Below are 18,622 nucleotides of genomic sequence, written 5' to 3' on the forward strand. Positions count from 1 at the left end.
TCACGTTATGGCCGTTAGCCGAGCATCGGCGGCATGGCGGGCGGCCACGGATTGTCCGGATTACGCGCCAGGGTCCTGCGTGCGAGCGGCGCCCCTTCCGTATGTTCCGGTCCGTTCGCCAGCACGCTTGCCAGTGAACGCACCGCGTCGAGATGGCCGCCGAGATCACGATACGCGTCATAGGTCATGGTGAATTCGATCGGTGCGACGATCGCGGGCGTCGGCACGGTGCCGAACGATCGATCGGGCATGCGCGAAACATCGACCATCACGGTAATGCCGCCCCCCGGCCACACATAGGCCGGTGCACCACCACACGTTACGTTCACCAGCTTCTGTTTGATCGCGCGTGTGAGCAGGACCGGATTCTCCGTGGCCCCCGCTCGCAAGCTGCCGCCCGCGCCGCCGAGAAACAGCACCGTCGCAAGCGACGGCTCGCAGTTCTCACCAATTCGTTCGACCGTGCGGCGCACCGCGTCCGGCATGGCCGCCATGCGCGGCACGAGGTCCTGATCGAGTTCATACCACTGCGCATGTTCGCCGGTGGTCGACACCATCAGCAAGCGCATGCCTGGTTTCGCCACGGCGGGATCGAAACCTTCGACAATCGCCAGCGGGTCCTGAATATCGGTGCCGCCCCAACCGGTGCCGGGATTCGCGACCTGAAAATAGCGGCCCGGGGTCGATTTGCGTCCGCGAATCTTCAACCCCGAGCGCGTCATGCCCAGGCAGCGGCCCGCCTGGTGTTCGGTGAGCACCCCGGTGATGTGATCGTCGACCACTACCACTTCATCCGCGTGACCGAACCATTGTTTCGCAAAGATGCCGATGGTGGCCGACCCGCAGCCCACCCGCATACGCCGCTCCTCGACACCGTCGACAATCGGCGCCGCGCCGGCGCGAATCACCAGACTCGCACCGCCGTCGATGGTCAACTCCACCGCTTCCTTGTTGCCGAGTGCGAGCATCATGTCGCACGTCACGCGGCCTTCTTTCTTGCTGCCGCCAGTCAGATGGTGAACACCGCCGAGGCTCAGCATCTGCGAGCCATACTCCGCCGTGGTCACATGACCGACGATCTCGCCATGGCAACGCACGTTCGATTGCTCCGGCCCGAGAAAGCGGTCGGTATCGATCTTCACCTTGAAGCTGCAATAGCTGAAAATGCCCTCGGTGACGACGGTGATCATGTCGACATCGTCGAGCTTCGAGGAAACGATAAAAGGTGCGGGTTTGTAGTCGGGATAGGTGGACGATGCACCAATGCCGGTGACGAATAGCGCCTGTTCCGCAGCGGGATCGTGCACTTCGGACGATGCACCAAATTCGACCGTGGCATCCGCACCGTTTGTGATCGTTTCAGGCGAACCCGCGGCGCGCGACAGAAACACCACGGGGTCGACGCGAATCAGACGTCCCTCCGCATTCGCATAACGATCGCACGCGCCGGTACGGCCCTCCGATATCTGGCACAGCACCGGGCACGCATTGCATTCGATCTTGTTCGACGCCATCCGCTCGCTGCGCGGCACCGCTTTCTCGAGCACGGTCGGACCCGGCGTCGAGGCGGTGTCACCGTCCACGCGCTCTGCACCGAAATCGACCTTCGTATGTTCTGTCATGGTGGGGTTCCCATACGGCGACATTACAATCGGCCCTGCCCGGCTGACGAATAGCCCGTATTTAAAGGGGTTTTCGCGTGATCCGCATTTTTCCATGTTGCGGTCACTCACCGTTCGTGTAGTATTCACTACACCAAACATGCTTGAAATCTACTCGATCAAAATAGACTGCGCAACGAGTTTCCCGGCGAACAGCGGAATGCTGCGGCGCGGCATCGTCGTATGAATCACGAGTCAATCTACGCCGAAGCACACGATCGTGCAGGGCATTTCGTCGCGCGTGATATGGGCTGTATGATGAAGGCGCGCCGTGCTCAAGCGTGCCTTAGCGGCTGCGGCGCATGCCGTTCAACCTGACGCAAACAAAGAGATCCGAGACCGCCATGAGTCCCACTGTCGCCCGCAAGCCGGGCGCTATCGGCATCCGAGCGAAACAGGCGCAAGACACGCGCGCCAAGATTCTCAAAGCGGCAATCAAGGTCTTTGCAAAACAAGGCTATGCAAGCGGCCGGGTCGAAAGTATTTCGAAGGCCGCGCGTTCGCACGACCGGATGATTTATTACTACTTCGGTAGCAAGGAACAGTTGTTCGTGGAAGTTCTGGAGACGATCTACACGCAGTTCAACGAGGCCGAAAGCAGGCTCGATCTCGATCTGGACGATCCCGTGCACGGCCTCGAGCAGATGGTCGAATTCGTCTGGCAGTACTACCTCGATCATCCCGAGTTCGTCACGCTGCTATCGAGCGAGAATCTGCATCAGGGCAAGCACGCGAAGAAATCGTCAAAGCTGAAGGAGATTTCGGGCTATGCGATTTCGGTCGTGCAGAAGTTACTGGATGCGGGCAAGGCGCAAAACGTCTTTCGTAGCGACGTCAAAGCGCGTGATGTGTATCTGATGATCGCGTCGCTCGGCTATTTCTATAACGCCAATCAGTACACACTGGGTGCGTTTCTTGGTGAACCGCTGATGGATAAGGCCGCCCTCGCGCATTGGCGCGAGGTCATCAAGGATACGGTGTTGCGCGCGGTGCGCTTGCACCCGTCGGCTGATACCGCTGCGATGAATGAGAGCAGGATTGCCTGAAGCGCGTTTTGTCTGATGTAGGCTCCAGGCTGCGCATCATGCTTTGATGCGCTTCTTTCCCGTGGGGAAATACGGCGACGTCATGACGGGGCGCGGCGGCGGCGCGGCAAGCGGTGGCCGGTGCCGCGCCACGCGTGCAGCGTCGTTACGGCTTTGCCGCCGCGGCGTCGTCTTCGCGGAACAGTTTATCGGCCAGATGAAACGCCGAATTGGCCGCCGGCACGCCGCAATAGATTGCGGTTTGCAGCAGCACTTCCTTGATCTGCTCGCGCGTCACGCCGTTGTTTTTCGCGGCGCGCAAATGCAGTGCGAGTTCTTCGCTGCGATTAAGCGCGACCATCATCGCGATGGTCAGCAGGCTGCGCGTGTGACGCGGCAACCCTTCGCGCGTCCAGATTTCGCCCCATGCATAGCGGGTGATCAGATTCTGGAACTCTTCCGTCAAATCAGTGCGATTCGCGAGCGACCGATCCACGTGCGCGCTGCCCAGCACCGCACGGCGCACACCGAGTCCGGCTTCGTAGCGGTCTTCGTCGTTCATTTCTGCTCCGTCAGGAAGTCGAGCACGGTCTTCGTGAAGGCCTCGACTTTCTCGATGTTGGAAATGTGCGAGGCGTCCAGTTCGACGTAACGCGCGCCCGGAATGGCTTGCGCCAGTTCGCGGCCTTGCGCCGGCGTTGCGGCCAGATCGTGCGTGCCGCTGATCACCAGCGCCGGCACCTGGATGCCAGGCGCTTCAGGGCGCAGATCGGCGGCGTCGATGGCGTCGCAATTCGATGCGTAACCTTCCTTGTCGGTGTGCACGAACACGTCGCGGATCATGGCAAGCACGACCGGCTCCCGTTCGATGTAGTCGGCGGTAAACCAGCGCGGCAACACAGCATCGGCCAGTGCGAGCATGCCTTCCGTGCGTGCCTTCGCAGCGCGCGGCACCCATACTTCCGGCGAACCGATGCGCGCCGCCGTGTTGGACAGCACGACGCGTTCGAGACGATTCGCGTGGCGTGCGGCCAACGCGACACCCGTCAGACCGCCCATCGACAGACCGCAGAAATTCGCGCGCGCGATCTTCAGCGTGTCCATCAGGCCGAGCACGTCGCCGGTCAGTTGTTCGATCGTGTACGGACCTTTCGGCGCTTCCGAGTGACCATGACCGCGTGTGTCGTAGCGCAGCACGCGAAAGTGTCTGGACAGCGCCGCGACTTGCGGCGTCCACATCGACAGATCGCTGCCGAGCGAATTCGACAACACGATCCACGGCGCATTGCCGTGACGGTCACCGTCGATTCGATAATGAAGCTCGGTACCGTTGACTGCGGCGTAGGGCATGCCGGTTACTCCTTGGAAGTAGCGCGTTTGGCGCGCGTGTGATGAAGTGCCAGCGCAGCGTCCACATAAGCGTGCGCCTGGCCGACGTATTGAGACGGATCGAGCAGTTGTTTCAGGCGCTCGATCGAAAGATGTTCGGTCACGGCGGGGTCCGCCGAGAGCACGTCGAAGAGCGTCTTGCGCTCGGCGATTGCCGTTTTCGATGCACGCTCAATGAGATGATGCGCATCGAGCCGGCCGATGCTGTCGCCGAGCGCGAGCATCACCGCTTCGCCGAGAATCAGTCCGTGCGTGACGTCGAGATTGGTGGCGAGACGCGGCACGTTGACGTTCAGCCCCGCCGCAATCTGTTCGATGTTGGCGAGCGCGCCGCCCGCAAGGCGCGCGAGGTCGGGCAGCGCGTCCCACTCGGCTTGCCAGCCGCCGAGCGCGCGCTCGTGCTCCTGCACCATGCCGGCGAACACCGTGGCCACCAGTCCGGGCGCGCGCGTCGCAGCCGTCAGCACCGCAGCGCAGCCGACCGGATTGCGCTTGTGCGGCATCGTCGACGAACCGCCCTTGCCTGCCGCGGCGGGCTCGGCCAGTTCGTCGATTTCGGTTTGCATTTGCAGGGAAATATCGCGCGCAATTTTGCCCAGTGTGCCGATCAGCATGCCGAACAGCGCGGCTGTTTCGGCGATGCGATCGCGCTGCGTGTGCCACGGCAAGGTGGGCACAGCGAGCTTGAGTTCCTGCGCCAGCGATTGCGTCACTTGCGGCGCCGCGTCGCGCAGGCTCGCCAGCGTGCCGGCCGCGCCGCCGAATTGCAGCACCAGCACACGCACACGCAACGCATCAAGCCGCTCGCGATGACGCAGCAACGCGTCGAGCCATTGCGCGAATTTCAGGCCAAGCGTGATGGGCAATGCCTGCTGCAACCAGGTGCGGCCAATCATCGGCGTCGCGCGATGGGTGGCCGCGAGTTTTGCCACCGCGTCGCACGTGGCTTGCAAACCGCTGTCGAGCAGATCGAAGGTGTCGCGCAATTGCAGCACCGTCGCCGTATCGATGATGTCCTGGCTCGTTGCGCCCCAATGGACGTATTTCGACGCTTCGGCGTCCGCCGCTTTGACGCGCGCGGTGAGTTGTTTGACGAGGGGAATCGCGAGATTGCCACCAAGTGCCGCATCGCGCGCGAGTGCGTCGGCGTCGAGTTGATCGGCCTGGCAGGCGCCCTCGATTGCGGCCACGGCGGTGTGCGGAATCACGTTATGGGCTGCCGACGCGCGCGCGAGCGCGGCTTCGACGTCGAGCATCCGTTGCAGCGTGGCACGCGGCGCCCAGATGTCGTTCATCGGCTGCGTGCCGCAAAGAAGGCCGGTCAGACGGGCGCTGGAGTCGAGCATGATGGCGTCGATGAGGAAATCGAAAGTGAAAGTTTCGCCGCGGCGATCTGGGCGTGCTGCGAGGCACACCAAGACGCACCCGAGGCGCTATCTATCGAGAGCGTACCGCACGCGGCGTTGCGGCGCATTCTGCTTCGCATGCCGACGCGACGCCTCGCCGTGACGCCAGGACATCGGACCACGCGCATGAAGCTTGCCCGATGCGTGCTCCAGACTTGGCTGGCGGCACGCTGGCGTGACGTAGCGGCACGAGAGAGCGTTGCCCGTTGCGTCGCACGCGTTGCGGATGCCGCGCAAGCTTCGCCGCTACGTCGCCAGCGCTGCGCTTGCCGCTTAAGCGTCGCCGTCGCCTCGCCAGCATTTCGACTCCGCGGCAGCCTCTATGTTGACGGCTGCCGCGCCTGTGCTCAGGCTGCGCGAGCCGCTTGAGTGCCGTCGATCAGCGGCACGCCGGTCAGTTTGTGCAGTGCATCGAAATCGATATCCGAGAATATCTCGCGCACCACGAGACCCTTGTCGGTGACGTCGATCATCGCCATGTCCGTATAAATACGGTCGACACAGGCCACACCGGTCACCGGGTACGTGCACTCAGCGGCGATCTTGCTTTCGCCCTGCTTGGTCAGGTGTTCCATCATCACGTAGACCTGCTTCGCGCCGATCGCCAGATCCATGGCGCCCCCGACTGCCGGAATCGCGTCGGGCGCGCCGGTGTGCCAGTTGGCCAGATCACCCTTCTCCGACACCTGAAACGCGCCGAGCACGCAGAAATCCAGATGGCCGCCGCGCATCATGGCGAACGAATCCGCGTGATGGAAGTACGCACCGCCCGTGAGCAGCGTGACGTGCTGCTTGCCGGCGTTGATCAGTTCGTCGTCTTCCTCGCCCTTGGCGGGCGCCGGGCCCATGCCGAGCAGACCGTTTTCGCTGTGCAGGAAAATTTCCTTGTCGGCAGCGAGGTGGTTGGCCACCAGCGTGGGCACGCCGATGCCGAGGTTCACATAAGCGCCTTCAGGAATATCCTGGGCAACGCGCTTGGCCATTTCATCGCGGGTCAGTTTTTTCATGTCGGTCTCCTCAGGCTGCGGTCACGGATGCAAGCTCGGTTTGATGCGGTGCTTGCGGCACTTCGATCACGCGTTGCACGAAGATGCCCGGCGTAACGATATTTTCCGGATCGAGCTCACCGAGCGGCACCACTTTCGACACCTGCACAATGGCCGTTTTCGCCGCGCTCGCCATGATCGGGCCGAAGTTGCGCGCAGTCTTGCGATAGACCAGATTGCCCCAGCGGTCGCCCCTGAATGCCTTGATTAGCGCGAAGTTTGCATGCAGCGGCGACTCCAGCACGTAATGCCTGCCATCGATCAGACGGGTTTCCTTGCCTTCGGCGAGCTTGGTGCCATAGGCGGTGGGCGTAAAGAAGCCGCCGATGCCTGCGCCTGCTGCACGGATGCGTTCCGCGAGGTTGCCTTGCGGCACGAGTTCGAGTTCGATTTCGCCAGCGCGATAGAGCGCGTCGAACACATACGAATCGGTTTGACGCGGGAACGAGCAGATGATCTTGCGCACGCGTTTGGCTTTGAGCAGCGCCGCGAGGCCGATATCGCCGTTACCGGCGTTGTTGTTGACGATGGTGAGTTCGCGCGCGCCCTGTTCGATGAGCGCGTCGATCAACTCGGACGGCATGCCGGCCGTGCCGAAGCCGCCGATCATGACGGTCGCGCCGTCGTGGACATCGGCAACCGCCGATTGAAGTGACTCGAAAATCTTGTTGATCATGTCGAATTTCCTTTTGGGGCGCTGCGTGCCGCTGGGCTTTTTGCCTTGGCAGGCAGGGGCTTTGGCGGGACGGTCTCCGGGCCGGTGCTGGCGGCGGCTCGCGGGTTGGAGATGCGGGCTGGCGCCTTTGGTTTGTTCGCTTTCGATTTGTTCTATATATGAACATGGATTCGTTTAGCGAACGATTGGCAGATTATGGTTGCGCTTTGGGCGGGTTGTCAAGGCGGGGGATTCCCCTTAATCATAGGTTTTTTGCCTGCCCGGCTGGGGGTGTTGATCTTGAGTTGGTTGCCTGTGCGGCGCTTGTTCGTGTGTTTGACTGTGGCGTTGGCCTTTTCTTGCTCTGGCTTCTTTGGCCTTTCCTTGAATTCTTATTGGTCTATTAGCGTCGCCCCTGTGCGGGGCGGGCACTTACTTCTCTTTGCCGGCCGCAAAGAGAAGTAAGCAAGAGAAAGCGGCTCACCCCGCTAATTCTTCAGCGGGTCCCCCGCGCAGCCACGGTAGCGGTGCATCTGGAATCTGTGTTCCCGCACATTTTGCCTTGGTGACAAGGCAGTCATGCTTCCCGCCTCGCACTGCGCGCTCGCCGGAAGGGTTCGCCCGGAACCACCTGATTCGTTTTGCCTGGCCGAAAGCCATCGGCTTTGCCTCGGCGATGCGCTGACAATACCGGATGGATCTGGAAGTGCCGCTGGGCGCATCAAGCGGTTAGCGACCACCAGTGCCCCTAACTCCCGGAAGCACCTGGTGGTTCAACGGAGGCACCTGGTGGTTCAATGAAGTAGCCGTGAGCGCGACGATAGCTGACGGTTTGCCGGATGCCGGCAACATCGCACGGTTCGATGAAATAACCCCGAGTATCGGCAACAAGCACCCGGTTTGGTGAGGTACCGCGTCGGCGCGCGCAGCGCCGCCGGAAGTATGATGCCCTTGTCACTGGCGCCGAATGTGCGAGGGCGCGGATTCCAGATGCACCACTACCGTGGCTGCGCGGGGGACCCGCTTAAGAATTAGCGGGGTGAGCCGCTTTCTCTTGCTTACTTCTCTTTGCGGCCGGCAAAGAGAAGTAAGTGCCCGCCCCGCACAGGGGCGACGCTAATAGACCAATAACAATTCAAGGAAAGGCCAACGCCATAAAAACACAGACAAACAGGCACCGCACAGGCAAAAAAACCACTATCCCAAACAAAGATTATTAAACTACCCTCTATCCATATACGAAATACCCAAACCCCAAAGCGCCGCAGGCAAAAAACCCCAGCATGCCCGACTCAAACCTGGATCTAAACCTGATCCCCTACCTGGTAGCAATGGAAGACACCCGCAACGTCAGCCGCGCAGCGGAGCAATTAGGCGTCAGCCAACCCCGCGTGAGCACCGCGCTAGGCCGCCTGCGGGAATACTTCGACGATCCGCTCTTCGTTCGAACCTCGAAAGGCATGGAACCCACGCCTCGCGCGCTCGCCATCCTCCCCGCCGCCCGCGACGCGCTTCTGCGTATCGAGAAAGGCATGCTCGACGTGCAGGACTTCGATCCGGCCACCAGCACCCATACCTTCTCCATCGCACTCTCCGACGTCGGCGAAATCGTCTTCCTGCCGCGGCTCCTGCAACTCTTCGCCGAACGCGCGCCCTATGCGAATCTGCGCTCGGTGTCGCTCTCGCCTTCGCACGTGGAACGTGGACTCGAATCGGGCGACGTCGATCTCGCCGTGGGTTATTTCCCCGATCTGTCGGGCAATAACTTCTTCCAGCAACGGCTCTTCACCCATCGATTCATCTGCCTGATGCGCACCGGACACCCCCTTTCGAAGGCGCCGCTCACCCTGCCTCAGTACGTGGCGTCGGGCCATGCAGTGGTGCGTGCCGAGGGACGCAGCCAGGAAGTCCTCGAACATTACCTGGAAAAGAAACGGATCAAGCGCCGCGCCGTACTCGAAACGCCCCACTTCATGAGCCTGCCGTTCATCCTCGCGCGCACCGATCTGCTCGCGACGGTGCCGCACGCAATCGGCTTCGCGTACGTTTCAGAGCATGCGTCGATCACGCTGGTCGAGCCGCCGCTGCCGTTGCCGCGCTTCGATCTGCGGCAGCACTGGCATCGCAAGTTTCATAACGATCCGCGGGCAAGCTGGCTGCGCAGCATCGTCGCCGAGCTCTTCAACGACGATATGGATGAATGGCCGAAGTGAGCTCATGCCCCAGCCGCAAAAGGGGCATCGACACGATTCGACGCAAAACATGGAACAATGGCCTCACTCATTGACCCCGCGCGCTCCGTTTAGCGTCGACGCGCGATCCCGGAGGAGCGACGGATGGCCAGCAGCAAAGCAAAGAAAACCAAACCCGCGGCCGCAGCAGACCGCCCCAGCCGCGACGAAGCGGAAGCAGCGGTACGCGTGCTGCTGCGTTGGGCCGGCGACAATCCCGAGCGCGAAGGCCTGCTCGATACGCCGGCGCGCGTGGTGCGCTCGTATGAAGAGTTCTTCGCGGGTTATCAGGTCGACCCGCGCGAGATCCTCGCCCGCACCTTCTCCGAAGTGGACGGCTACGACGAAATGATCGTGCTGAAAGATATCCGCTTCGAAAGCTACTGCGAGCATCACATGGTGCCGATCATCGGGCGGGCGCACGTTGCGTACCTTCCTCAGCACCGCGTGGTCGGCATTTCGAAGCTGGCGCGCCTCGTTGATGCGTTCGCCAAGCGTCTGCAGATCCAGGAAAAGATGACGGTGCAGATCGCCGATACGTTGAACGAAGTGCTGCAACCGGCAGGCGTCGGCGTGATTCTCGAAGCCGCGCATCAATGCATGTCGACCCGAGGCGTACACAAGGCCGGCGTCACGATGGTCACCTCCCGCATGCTCGGCACGTTCCGCACCGATCCGTCGACGCGGCGCGAATTTTTGTCGATCGTGGGCAATCCGGGTGTGGTGGCAGTCGCCAATACCTGAATAGCGATGCGGCCGCGCCGTGGATCAAGCTGCGGCGCGGGATGCCAATTCATGTCTACTTTGGCCCGCATGACGGCCTCTGGGCCAGGCTGCTGCTTTGCTTCCTCTCAGGTTGGACTTCATGTCACGGCTTCGAACCATGGGCCGGGAAGCACGACCCGAAGGCCTACCTCCCGGCCACCACCTCAGGCCGTGCTACGCACAGTACGCATCTGCCCGAAGGTCGCCAGCAACACTGCACCCAGCACGCACGCGACACCCGCCAGTTGCGCCGCACTCACGGGTTCCCGCAACACGACAGCGGCTAACGCCACCGCACTCACCGGCACGAGCGCGGTCATGAGTCCGGCCTCCGCGCCGCTGATGCGCGCAGCGCCCGCATACCAGAGAACAAAGCCCGCCACGGTCGGCACGAGCGCGTAATAAAGCACGCCGTTCAGGGCAGCTGCATTGAACGGCACACGCCAGGGCCTTTCGAAGCATGCCGGCACGATCGCCACCGCGAAACCAATGCCGCACATCAACGCCGACAGCGGCAGCGGCGCGACCGGCGTGTGCAACTTGCGATTAAGCAGAATGAAGAGTGCCTCGCAGACGATCGCCGCGAACACCAGGGCGTTACCTGCCAGCGAACTGGCCGCATGAGGCGCGGTGAAATCATCGATACGCACGGTACACACCAGCACGCCCAAGGTGGCGAGGACGATAGCTCCGATCAACGCGGGCGCGGGGCGCTCACCCAGCGCGAGCATGGCGACCACGGCCGACACAGCCGGCAGGGTGCCGGCAATCACGCCGGCATCGGCGGCCGATGCGAGCTTCATACCGCTGATGAGCAACACCGTATAACCGACGCTGCCCGCCCCCGCCTGGGCGATCACGAGCCACGTATCGTGTCTATCGAGACGTGGCCAGCGCACGCCACGCCAGCGCATCACCAGCACAAACAGGGGAAACGCGATGGCAAAACGCAATGCGGTCGCGCTGAACGGCGGCAATCCGGTTGCGATCGATTTGCTGACGACTACCGTACTGCCGACCCCGATCATCGCCAGCGCGCAAAACACGTATCCGACATATCGTGAATTCATGCTGCTGTCCTATTCCTTTGAAGAAGCAGGCAGATTAGACGTGGAGAACGCGCGCGGTCTTGAACGAAATTGCAGAGAACAGGCCTGCCTACGAATCGCGGCGCAGCGTCGGCTTCACGAAATACGGGCGCGAATCCGGCTTACGGTCAGGTGAGGCCGGCTGGCACTGCGACCAGGTTCATCGAGTATCCTGATTGAAATAGAACCCCATCCGTCATAACAGGAGTTCCGCAATTGGTAGAGTTTCCGTCGTCGGCAGTTTCAACCTGGGGCGGCGCGGTCGTTTTTCTCAACGTCCTGTTGACACGCCTCGGCTTGCCGATCCCCGCGGTCCCCATGCTGCTCTTCGCGGGCTCGGCAATTGCCGCCGGCACACTGTCTTTCTGGCCGGTCCTGTTCGCCGCCGTGCTCGGCGCGCTCATCGGCGACGGTGCATGGTTCGCCGCCGGCCGCATCTACGGCCGCAAACTGATCGCCGCCCTGGGCCGGATCTCCCCGGCAATCGATGCCAGGGTCGACAAGGCGCGCTCGCTATTCGAGCGCTTCGGCGTGCCGCTCGTGTCGATCTCGAAGTTCGTCCCTGGACTGGGGCTCATCACGCCGCCGCTCATGGGCACGACCGCCGTGGATGCCCGCATCTATGCTGTATGGGACCTCGGCGGCGCGCTGGCGTGGGCCACCTTCTGGCTGCTCGGCGGCGCCGCAGCGGAAAGGCAGTTGCATATGCTGCTCGCCTTCGTCAAAGCACGCGGCGGCACGGTAATCGACATCCTGCTGGCTGCGGCGTTGGCCTATCTGCTCTATCACCTGCAGCAGCGCCGCCGCGAACGACGCCGTTTAGCGCACGCCGCCTCCGCGACTGCGTCGCAAGCAACATCCGGCGGATGGCGCGGCATCGCGCCGCCCAAGGTCCTGGATGCCCGCCCACCCCCATCGGTTGATGGCGCGCTGCGCCCTATTCCCGGCGCGCTGACGCTCGACCCGCGCTCGCCTGAACAGATCGATGGAGCGCTACTCGTCTATGACAGGGTGATTTACTGCATTTGCCCGGACAGCGCGACCGCAGTGGAGATCACGCAGCGGATGCGCCTGAACGGCTACACGCGGATTCGCGCACTGAGGGGCGGCCTCGACGCCTGGCAAAGACGCGGGTTTCCCGTCGAACCGCTAGCGCCGGCAGACCAATTCACTACCGGCAAACACACGCCGGAACCCTACGACGAAACACGCGATGCGGTGACCCTGCGCGGTTTTGCCCCCCGGCGCAGCTAAAGCATCTGGACAAGCCGCTGAGTGAACGCCCGGCCTGGCGCCGGAACGTCATCACAAGCAAGGCGTTGTCATCACACGCTACGGTTCACGGCGACGAATCCTGCACCATCGAACGTCCGGTCCACATCGCCGAGTTGATCCGGTTACGCCCTGCCGCCTTGGCCGCGCCAGCAGATCGAGCGCCTTCGCGCCTTGCGGCGAATCTTCTCCGCGAGGTGGAGCGCGCCCTCCGCCATTGTGTCCGGCAAGATAACAGCAAACTCCTCGCCGCCACTCTTCGTCGAGACGGCTGTCGAGCACACCGGACGCACTGCCGGCGTGCTGATGCGAGCCGCTTCGTTCTAACGTGCAGCCGCCCTCAGGCCGCCTCAGAGTTTGCGCAGCAGTCCCGCCGCCGCGCGCATCCGCCGTTTGCGCTCCTTCCTGAGCCAGTCGAGCGCTGCATCGGCGTCGCCGGATCCGGCCAGCAGACCCGTATTGTCGCGCAGCAGCATCTCGCTCGCGACAACATCGTTCAGCGTACCGAACCGCTTTTGAATCTGCTTCAACCGCTTCTGGATACGTTTGCGGTTGCCATGGAGAACCGGCTCGAAAAACTCGAGCAGGTAGCGCAATTTCTTTCCCGCCTTTCTGACATCGTGAAACGCGGCGTAATTGGAACGCTTCGCGTGAGACGCGCGTTTTATACGCTTTTTCAGCGAACGCTCGGAAACAGCCACGCGCTTATCGACGAATTTTTGCAGCGGCACGCGCTCATGGGCCGTAGTCAATTCCTTTTTGGTGCTGGTCAGGGCGTCTTGCAGCAGATGTTTGACGTCCGCGTTCGACAGCGTTTCACGGCTCGTTGCCAATGCGCCGCCGCGTGCCTTCTGGAGCCTCGGCGTCATCTCGTGCGCCACACGCTCGTCCTGGGTAATCAGTTCGATCAGAATGTCCCAATCGCGCGTCTTGCCGGCTGCCGTCGCCAGATATTTATACAGCGCCCGTTGGCGCGTATTCTCGCCTTTGTCCAGCAAGGGTTCGAACGCCCACCACAATGAGCGCAACCGCCGCAGCGATACGCGCAGTTTGTGCAGCGCTTCGGGCGACGCATCTTCCCGCACCGCACTGGCGTGTTCGATGGCGTCGTCGACAAGGGGCGCCGCGTACGATGCAAAGGCCGACTCCGCCGAAGGTGCTGCCCCGACCGGCTTGCTTTTCACAGCCTGTTTGTCGATTTTCCGGCTCGCTTGCTTCATCGGACGTCCTTCAAGGCCGTTTATGCCAGCCTAGCAAAAAAAGGCCTGGTGAGTATCCGCTGGTTATCCCATCGCGAACACCCGTCACGCATAGCCGTCACGCATAGCCGTCACGCCATTGTCATCATTACGACACGCAGCCCCCGCAGGATCAGTAGCTCCGCGACAAACTTTTGGGGCTCACGTCATGCCGGAACTTTCGTACCCGCAACCGGGCACTGCAAGTGGAAAGGGGCGCAATATCGGCCTCATCATCTTCCTCGTTGTGATTGCGATCGGTGCAGCTTATTGCGCCATGCATCTGGCAGACGATTTACAACCGGTGCGCGAAGCATCGTTTTTGCCTTACCTGCTACTCGGCGTTGCGCTCCTGATCGCGCTCGGCTTCGAATTCGTCAATGGCTTTCATGACACGGCCAACGCCGTCGCCACCGTGATCTACACGCATTCGCTGGCGCCGAACATTGCGGTGGTCTGGTCCGGCGCATGGAATTTCCTCGGTGTGCTTACTTCGACCGGCGCGGTCGCGTTCGGCATTCTGCAACTGTTGCCTGTCGAGTTGATTCTGCAAGTGGGTAGTAGCGCGGGCTTTGCGATGGTCTTCGCATTGTTGATCGCAGCCATTATCTGGAATCTGGGCACCTGGTATTTCGGACTGCCGTCATCGAGCTCGCATACGTTGATCGGCTCGATCATCGGCGTCGGTCTGATGAATCAGCTGATCCACGGATCAAGCGGCACAAGCGGCGTGGACTGGGGTCAGGCACTCGGCGTGGGCAAGTCCTTACTGTTTTCACCGCTGGTCGGCTTTCTCGCCGCCGGTTTGCTGCTGCTGATCCTCAAAGCCGTGGTGCGCGTTCCCGCGTTGTATGCGGAGCCGAAGGGCAAGGAGCCGCCGCCGTTCTGGATTCGCAGCCTGCTGATTCTGACCTGCACGGGTGTTTCGTTCGCGCACGGTTCGAACGACGGGCAGAAAGGCATGGGCCTCATCATGCTGATCCTGATCGGTACGGTGCCGACAGCATATGCGCTGAATAAGGCGGTTACGCCGGCTGAAACGCAGACCTTCCTCGCGGTGGCGCAGCAGGCTTCGACAACGCTCGCCAGGTACACCCAAGGGACGACACCGTCCACCAATCCGCGCGCCGATGTCGAAGCGTACGTGCGTACGCGTCAGTTGACGCCCACCACGTTACCGGCCTTGCAGGAATTGACGACTCAGATCGGTAACCAGGTCAGCGAGTCGGGATCGATGGCTGCAGTGCCGCAAAACATCGTCGATAACGTGCGTAACAACATGTATGTTGCGTCCGAAGCAATTCGTCTGATGGAGAAAAGCAAACAGCCCGCCTTCTCGCCGCAAGACGCCAAAGCGATCGACAACTTCAAGGCGCAAACCGATCACGCCACCAAATTTATCCCGACGTGGGTCAAGGTCGCAGTTGCTATCGCTCTGGGTCTCGGCACGATGGTCGGATGGAAGCGGATTGTCGTCACGGTCGGCGAAAAGATCGGCAAACAGCACCTGACCTATGGACAGGGCGCGTCGGCTGAAATGGTGGCGATGCTGACGATCGGCGCGGCCGACATGTATGGCTTGCCGGTCTCGACGACGCATGTGCTGTCGTCAGGCGTGGCCGGCGCGATGGCAGCCAACGGCTCCGGCTTGCAATGGGCCACCGTGCGCAGTCTGATTCTCGCCTGGGTGCTGACGCTGCCGGTTTCGATCGCGCTGGCCGCAGGTCTGTACTGGGTGTTCCGGATGGTGTTCTAAGACTGCTGAAACCGCTGGTGCCGGGCGAAAATCCGGCCACAGCGAACGTAAAAAAGCGCGGTCTTTGCCGCGCTTTTTTCATTCCGCCTGGCCGAAACCCAATCAGTAAATTTCGGGCACGATCATCGACGCCGGCACCGCCTGGCGGCTATATTCGTCGTGATAGACCCGCGCGGGCAACTCGACACGCGAATGCTCGATCTCGTGATACGGCACCTGGCCCAGCAGATGGTGAATGCAATTCAGGCGCGCACGTTTCTTGTCGACCGCCTGCACGACCCACCACGGCGCCTCGGGTATGTGCGAGCGTTGCAGCATGACCTCTTTCGCCTGCGTATAGGCTTCCCAGCGGCGCCGGCTTTCCAGATCCATCGGACTCAGCTTCCACTGCTTCAGCGGATCGTGGATGCGGTTCTGAAAGCGGATCTCCTGTTCTTCGTCGGTGATCGAAAACCAGTATTTGAGAATCTGCACGCCGCTTCGCGCCAGCATCTTTTCGAATTCCGGCACCGAGCGGAAAAACTCCTCGTACTCGTCGTCGCTGCAAAAATTCATCACGCGTTCAACACCCGCGCGGTTGTACCAGCTGCGGTCGAATAGCACCATTTCGCCGCCGGCCGGCAGATGCGACACGTAACGCTGGAAATACCATTGCGTGCGTTCGCGGTTGTTCGGCGCCGGCAACGCCGCCACGCGGCATACGCGCGGATTGAGCCGCTGCGTGATGCGTTTGATCGCGCCGCCCTTGCCGGCCGCGTCGCGCCCTTCGAAAATCACCACGAGACGATGGCCGGTCTGCACAATCCAGTCCTGCAGTTTGACGAGCTCGCCCTGCAACCGGAACAGTTCGCGGAAGTACATCTTGCGCGCCTCGCGATGCTCAGGCGTGAAACCCTCCGCGCCGTCGATGATGCGGTCGTCGACCTCCATTTCGAGTTCCTCGTCGTACGCGTCGATGAGGTCTTCCTCGAAACGGCGTTGCCGTTCTGCCATGACTTCGGCCTCCGGTCTCGGATCCAGCTCTTTCATTGCGACTCTCCTGGCAACGGAAATGGTTAGGCGCGCGGCACATACGCGTCGCGAACGCGTTCGATTATCGAAGCGCGAAGTGTCAGCCGTGTTACCAGCGCGGCAACCGCGCTGTGGAGCGATGGGCGCGCCCTTGCGGCCTGCGCGCCTTTGAAGGTCCATGATAGCGAGTTTTGCGCCGCCGGCTGCCGCTAACGCAACGGCCTCGCGAAGCTGAGTTCGTGGCCGTCGGGATCGGTGATGTGGAAATAGCGCTCGCCCCATGGCGCATCGGACGGTTCGAGCGACGGCTTCAAACCCGCCGCCAGCGCCTTCCGGTAGAGCGCGTCGACATCCGAAACATAAATGATCACGCGGCCCCACCAGTTGACTGGCGCGCGGGTATCGACGATCAGATTCAGATACGAACCGCCGAATGCGAACGATGTAAACGCTTCCTGCGAGCCGCCGAACTTCTTTGGAAAACCGAGCGTCTCGTAAAACAGCACCGCGCGCGGCATATCGCGGGTGGCGAGCGTGATGGCGCTGAGGGACTCGATGTGCGGTTCGGCCGGTGTACCCGGCGAAGTGGACGCTGTGGCTGACGTGGCTGCTGAGTTCATGGCGGCGGTCTCCCTGATATGGCGGCACCTGACGGCGGTTGCATAGCGTGTGCCCGGGTGTTGCGGGTGGGGACGTGGGCGTGAACGCCGGTCCAGGCATTGGCCGGCGTCCCTGCTCGGGCAACGACCCCGGCGTTAGCATGGCCCGCACGGGAAAGTGTCTCATAGGCCGCGTCCGCGCACCCTGCCCCGCCCGCACTTGAAAACCCTCCCTCCGCCCCGCATCTGGATTCCCGTTTATCCGGAGCATCGCCATGGGAAGCCGTCCGCGCTTCATCGATGACCTGTCGCGCGCCGCATCCGACGCCCCCGGGTCCGATCCACTCAACGCTCTATCCGACGACGCCCTGCTCGACGCCTATTCCCGCACCGTGATCGGCGCGCTGGAACGTGTTCAGCAGGCGGTCGCCTTCATTTCCGTCGAACACCGGCTGCCCGGCGCCCCCTCCGGGCCCAATAGCCGCGGCGCGCGCGGCGGCACTGGCTCGGGTTTTCTGTTCACGCCCGACGGCTATTTGCTCACCAACAGCCACGTCGTGCACGGCGCCACGCACATCAAGGTGACGCTCGCCGACGGCGCGAAATTCGACGCCGATCTGGTCGGCGACGACCCCGGCAGCGATCTCGCCGTCCTGCGCATCGGCTCGCCGGAGCCGTTGCCGCACGTCGAACTCGGCGAATCGTCGAAGTTGCGGGTGGGCCAGATTGCGATCGCGGTCGGCAATCCGCTCGGCCTCGCGCAAACGGTGACGACGGGCGTGGTCTCGGCGCTTGGCCGCTCGCTGCGCTCGAATTCGGGCCGCATGATCTACGACGTGATCCAGACGGATGCCGCGCTCAATCCGGGCAATTCGGGCGGCCCGCTGATCAATTCGGCCGGTCAGGTGATCGGTGTGAATACCGCGATCATTCCCGGCGCCCAGGCGATCTGTTTCGCCACCGCGATCGATACGGCCAAGTGGGTCATCATGCAGCTCTTCTCGTACGGCCGCGTGCGGCGCGCGTACATCGGCGTGGCCGGCACCACGAGGCCGTTGTCACGTCGCGTGCAGCGCTATTTCGCGCTGAACTCGGAGAGCGGCGTGCACGTGATGGAAATCGTCAAAGGCAGCCCGGCGGCGCTCGGCGGTCTGCGAACTGACGACACGATCGTCGCGATCGACGCGCTTGCGGTGCAAGACGTCGATGGCCTGCAACGCACGCTCGACGCATCGCGTATCGACAAGCCGGTCAGCGTGACCGTGTTGCGTGGCGCGCAACGGCTCGAATTGACCTTGACGCCGGTCGAGCAGACTAGCTGATTCGTCAGCCAGCCTGCGGGGGACGAAGGCTTCACGTTCAATCGAGCTCCGGGATAAAAAGCCTCTCACACTATCAATCTCGTGAATAAAAAAGCCTCGCGCTCAATAGAGCGCGAGGCTTTTTTTTGCATGCGACACATCCGCAAAGATGTGCCGCT

General features: G+C 62.1%; 17 protein-coding genes. 6 read left to right on the forward strand and 11 right to left on the reverse strand.

Annotated elements, in window-relative coordinates; all coding sequences use genetic code 11:
* Positions 1-14: 14 nt before the first annotated feature.
* Positions 15-1,622 carry a 6-hydroxynicotinate reductase gene (locus ACUN0E_RS19385; RefSeq protein ID WP_445567641.1) on the reverse strand — a complete coding sequence of 536 codons (1,608 nt, stop codon included), beginning with the start codon at positions 1,620-1,622 and terminating at the stop codon, positions 15-17.
* A gap of 383 nt (positions 1,623-2,005) precedes the next feature.
* Between ACUN0E_RS19385 and ACUN0E_RS19390 the strand changes: the two genes are divergently transcribed.
* Positions 2,006-2,707 (forward strand): TetR family transcriptional regulator, encoded by a 702-nt coding sequence (locus ACUN0E_RS19390; RefSeq protein ID WP_408228429.1) that lies wholly within the window; start codon positions 2,006-2,008, stop codon positions 2,705-2,707.
* Between the two features lie 145 nt (positions 2,708-2,852).
* Here ACUN0E_RS19390 and pcaC read toward each other — a convergent pair whose 3' ends face one another.
* The 5 genes from pcaC to ACUN0E_RS19415 all read right to left on the reverse strand — a co-directional run bounded on the left by pcaC (position 2,853) and on the right by ACUN0E_RS19415 (position 7,203).
* Positions 2,853-3,248 (reverse strand): 4-carboxymuconolactone decarboxylase, encoded by a 396-nt coding sequence (gene pcaC, locus ACUN0E_RS19395; RefSeq protein ID WP_279227941.1) that lies wholly within the window; start codon positions 3,246-3,248, stop codon positions 2,853-2,855.
* Positions 3,245-4,036, reverse strand: coding sequence for a 3-oxoadipate enol-lactonase (gene pcaD, locus ACUN0E_RS19400; RefSeq protein ID WP_408228435.1), 792 nt, complete (start codon positions 4,034-4,036; stop codon positions 3,245-3,247). Before pcaD ends, pcaC begins: the two co-directional genes overlap by 4 nt.
* Before the next feature lie 5 nt (positions 4,037-4,041).
* The gene (locus ACUN0E_RS19405) at positions 4,042-5,421 is read right to left on the reverse strand and encodes a 3-carboxy-cis,cis-muconate cycloisomerase (RefSeq protein WP_445567642.1); all 1,380 of its coding nucleotides are present in this window, start codon (positions 5,419-5,421) and stop codon (positions 4,042-4,044) included.
* A 407-nt stretch (positions 5,422-5,828) separates the two neighbouring features.
* The gene (locus tag ACUN0E_RS19410) at positions 5,829-6,488 is read right to left on the reverse strand and encodes a 3-oxoacid CoA-transferase subunit B (protein ID WP_408228441.1); all 660 of its coding nucleotides are present in this window, start codon (positions 6,486-6,488) and stop codon (positions 5,829-5,831) included.
* 10 nt (positions 6,489-6,498) lie between these two features.
* Positions 6,499-7,203, reverse strand: coding sequence for a 3-oxoacid CoA-transferase subunit A (locus ACUN0E_RS19415; protein ID WP_445567643.1), 705 nt, complete (start codon positions 7,201-7,203; stop codon positions 6,499-6,501).
* Between the two features lie 1,262 nt (positions 7,204-8,465).
* Between ACUN0E_RS19415 and ACUN0E_RS19420 the strand changes: the two genes are divergently transcribed.
* Positions 8,466-9,395: a LysR family transcriptional regulator gene (locus ACUN0E_RS19420; protein ID WP_408337098.1), complete on the forward strand. Its 930-nt coding sequence runs from the start codon at positions 8,466-8,468 to the stop codon at positions 9,393-9,395.
* A gap of 123 nt (positions 9,396-9,518) precedes the next feature.
* Positions 9,519-10,157, forward strand: a complete 639-nt coding sequence (gene folE / locus ACUN0E_RS19425; RefSeq protein ID WP_408228450.1) for a GTP cyclohydrolase I FolE — start codon at positions 9,519-9,521, stop codon at positions 10,155-10,157.
* Positions 10,158-10,342: 185 nt separating this feature from the next.
* On the opposite strand, the gene ACUN0E_RS19430 is transcribed toward folE, so the two are convergent.
* Complete coding sequence (locus ACUN0E_RS19430) at positions 10,343-11,248, reverse strand: DMT family transporter (RefSeq protein ID WP_408337096.1); 906 nt, start codon at positions 11,246-11,248, stop codon at positions 10,343-10,345.
* Positions 11,249-11,482: 234 nt separating this feature from the next.
* On the opposite strand from ACUN0E_RS19430, the gene ACUN0E_RS19435 reads away from it, so the two are divergent.
* Entirely contained in the window at positions 11,483-12,520 is a 1,038-nt protein-coding gene (locus tag ACUN0E_RS19435) for a VTT domain-containing protein (RefSeq protein WP_408228456.1), read from the forward strand.
* 143 nt (positions 12,521-12,663) lie between these two features.
* Here ACUN0E_RS19435 and ACUN0E_RS19440 read toward each other — a convergent pair whose 3' ends face one another.
* Complete coding sequence (locus ACUN0E_RS19440) at positions 12,664-12,831, reverse strand: diguanylate cyclase domain-containing protein (RefSeq protein ID WP_445567644.1); 168 nt, start codon at positions 12,829-12,831, stop codon at positions 12,664-12,666.
* A gap of 57 nt (positions 12,832-12,888) precedes the next feature.
* On the reverse strand, positions 12,889-13,758 hold the full coding sequence (locus ACUN0E_RS19445; protein ID WP_445567645.1) for a CHAD domain-containing protein: 870 nt from the start codon (positions 13,756-13,758) through the stop codon (positions 12,889-12,891).
* Between the two features lie 187 nt (positions 13,759-13,945).
* Here ACUN0E_RS19445 and ACUN0E_RS19450 point away from each other — a divergent pair, with 187 nt between their 5' ends.
* Complete coding sequence (locus tag ACUN0E_RS19450) at positions 13,946-15,532, forward strand: inorganic phosphate transporter (protein WP_408228462.1); 1,587 nt, start codon at positions 13,946-13,948, stop codon at positions 15,530-15,532.
* Between the two features lie 102 nt (positions 15,533-15,634).
* On the opposite strand, the gene ppk2 is transcribed toward ACUN0E_RS19450, so the two are convergent.
* The gene (gene ppk2 / locus ACUN0E_RS19455; protein ID WP_408228465.1) at positions 15,635-16,561 is read right to left on the reverse strand and encodes a polyphosphate kinase 2; all 927 of its coding nucleotides are present in this window, start codon (positions 16,559-16,561) and stop codon (positions 15,635-15,637) included.
* Between the two features lie 191 nt (positions 16,562-16,752).
* Complete coding sequence (locus ACUN0E_RS19460) at positions 16,753-17,163, reverse strand: VOC family protein (RefSeq protein WP_408390247.1); 411 nt, start codon at positions 17,161-17,163, stop codon at positions 16,753-16,755.
* Between the two features lie 254 nt (positions 17,164-17,417).
* Here ACUN0E_RS19460 and ACUN0E_RS19465 point away from each other — a divergent pair, with 254 nt between their 5' ends.
* Positions 17,418-18,464: a S1C family serine protease gene (locus ACUN0E_RS19465; RefSeq protein ID WP_445567646.1), complete on the forward strand. Its 1,047-nt coding sequence runs from the start codon at positions 17,418-17,420 to the stop codon at positions 18,462-18,464.
* Positions 18,465-18,622 lie beyond the last annotated feature (158 nt).

The sequence above is a fragment of the Paraburkholderia sp. D1E genome (genome assembly GCF_052682275.1).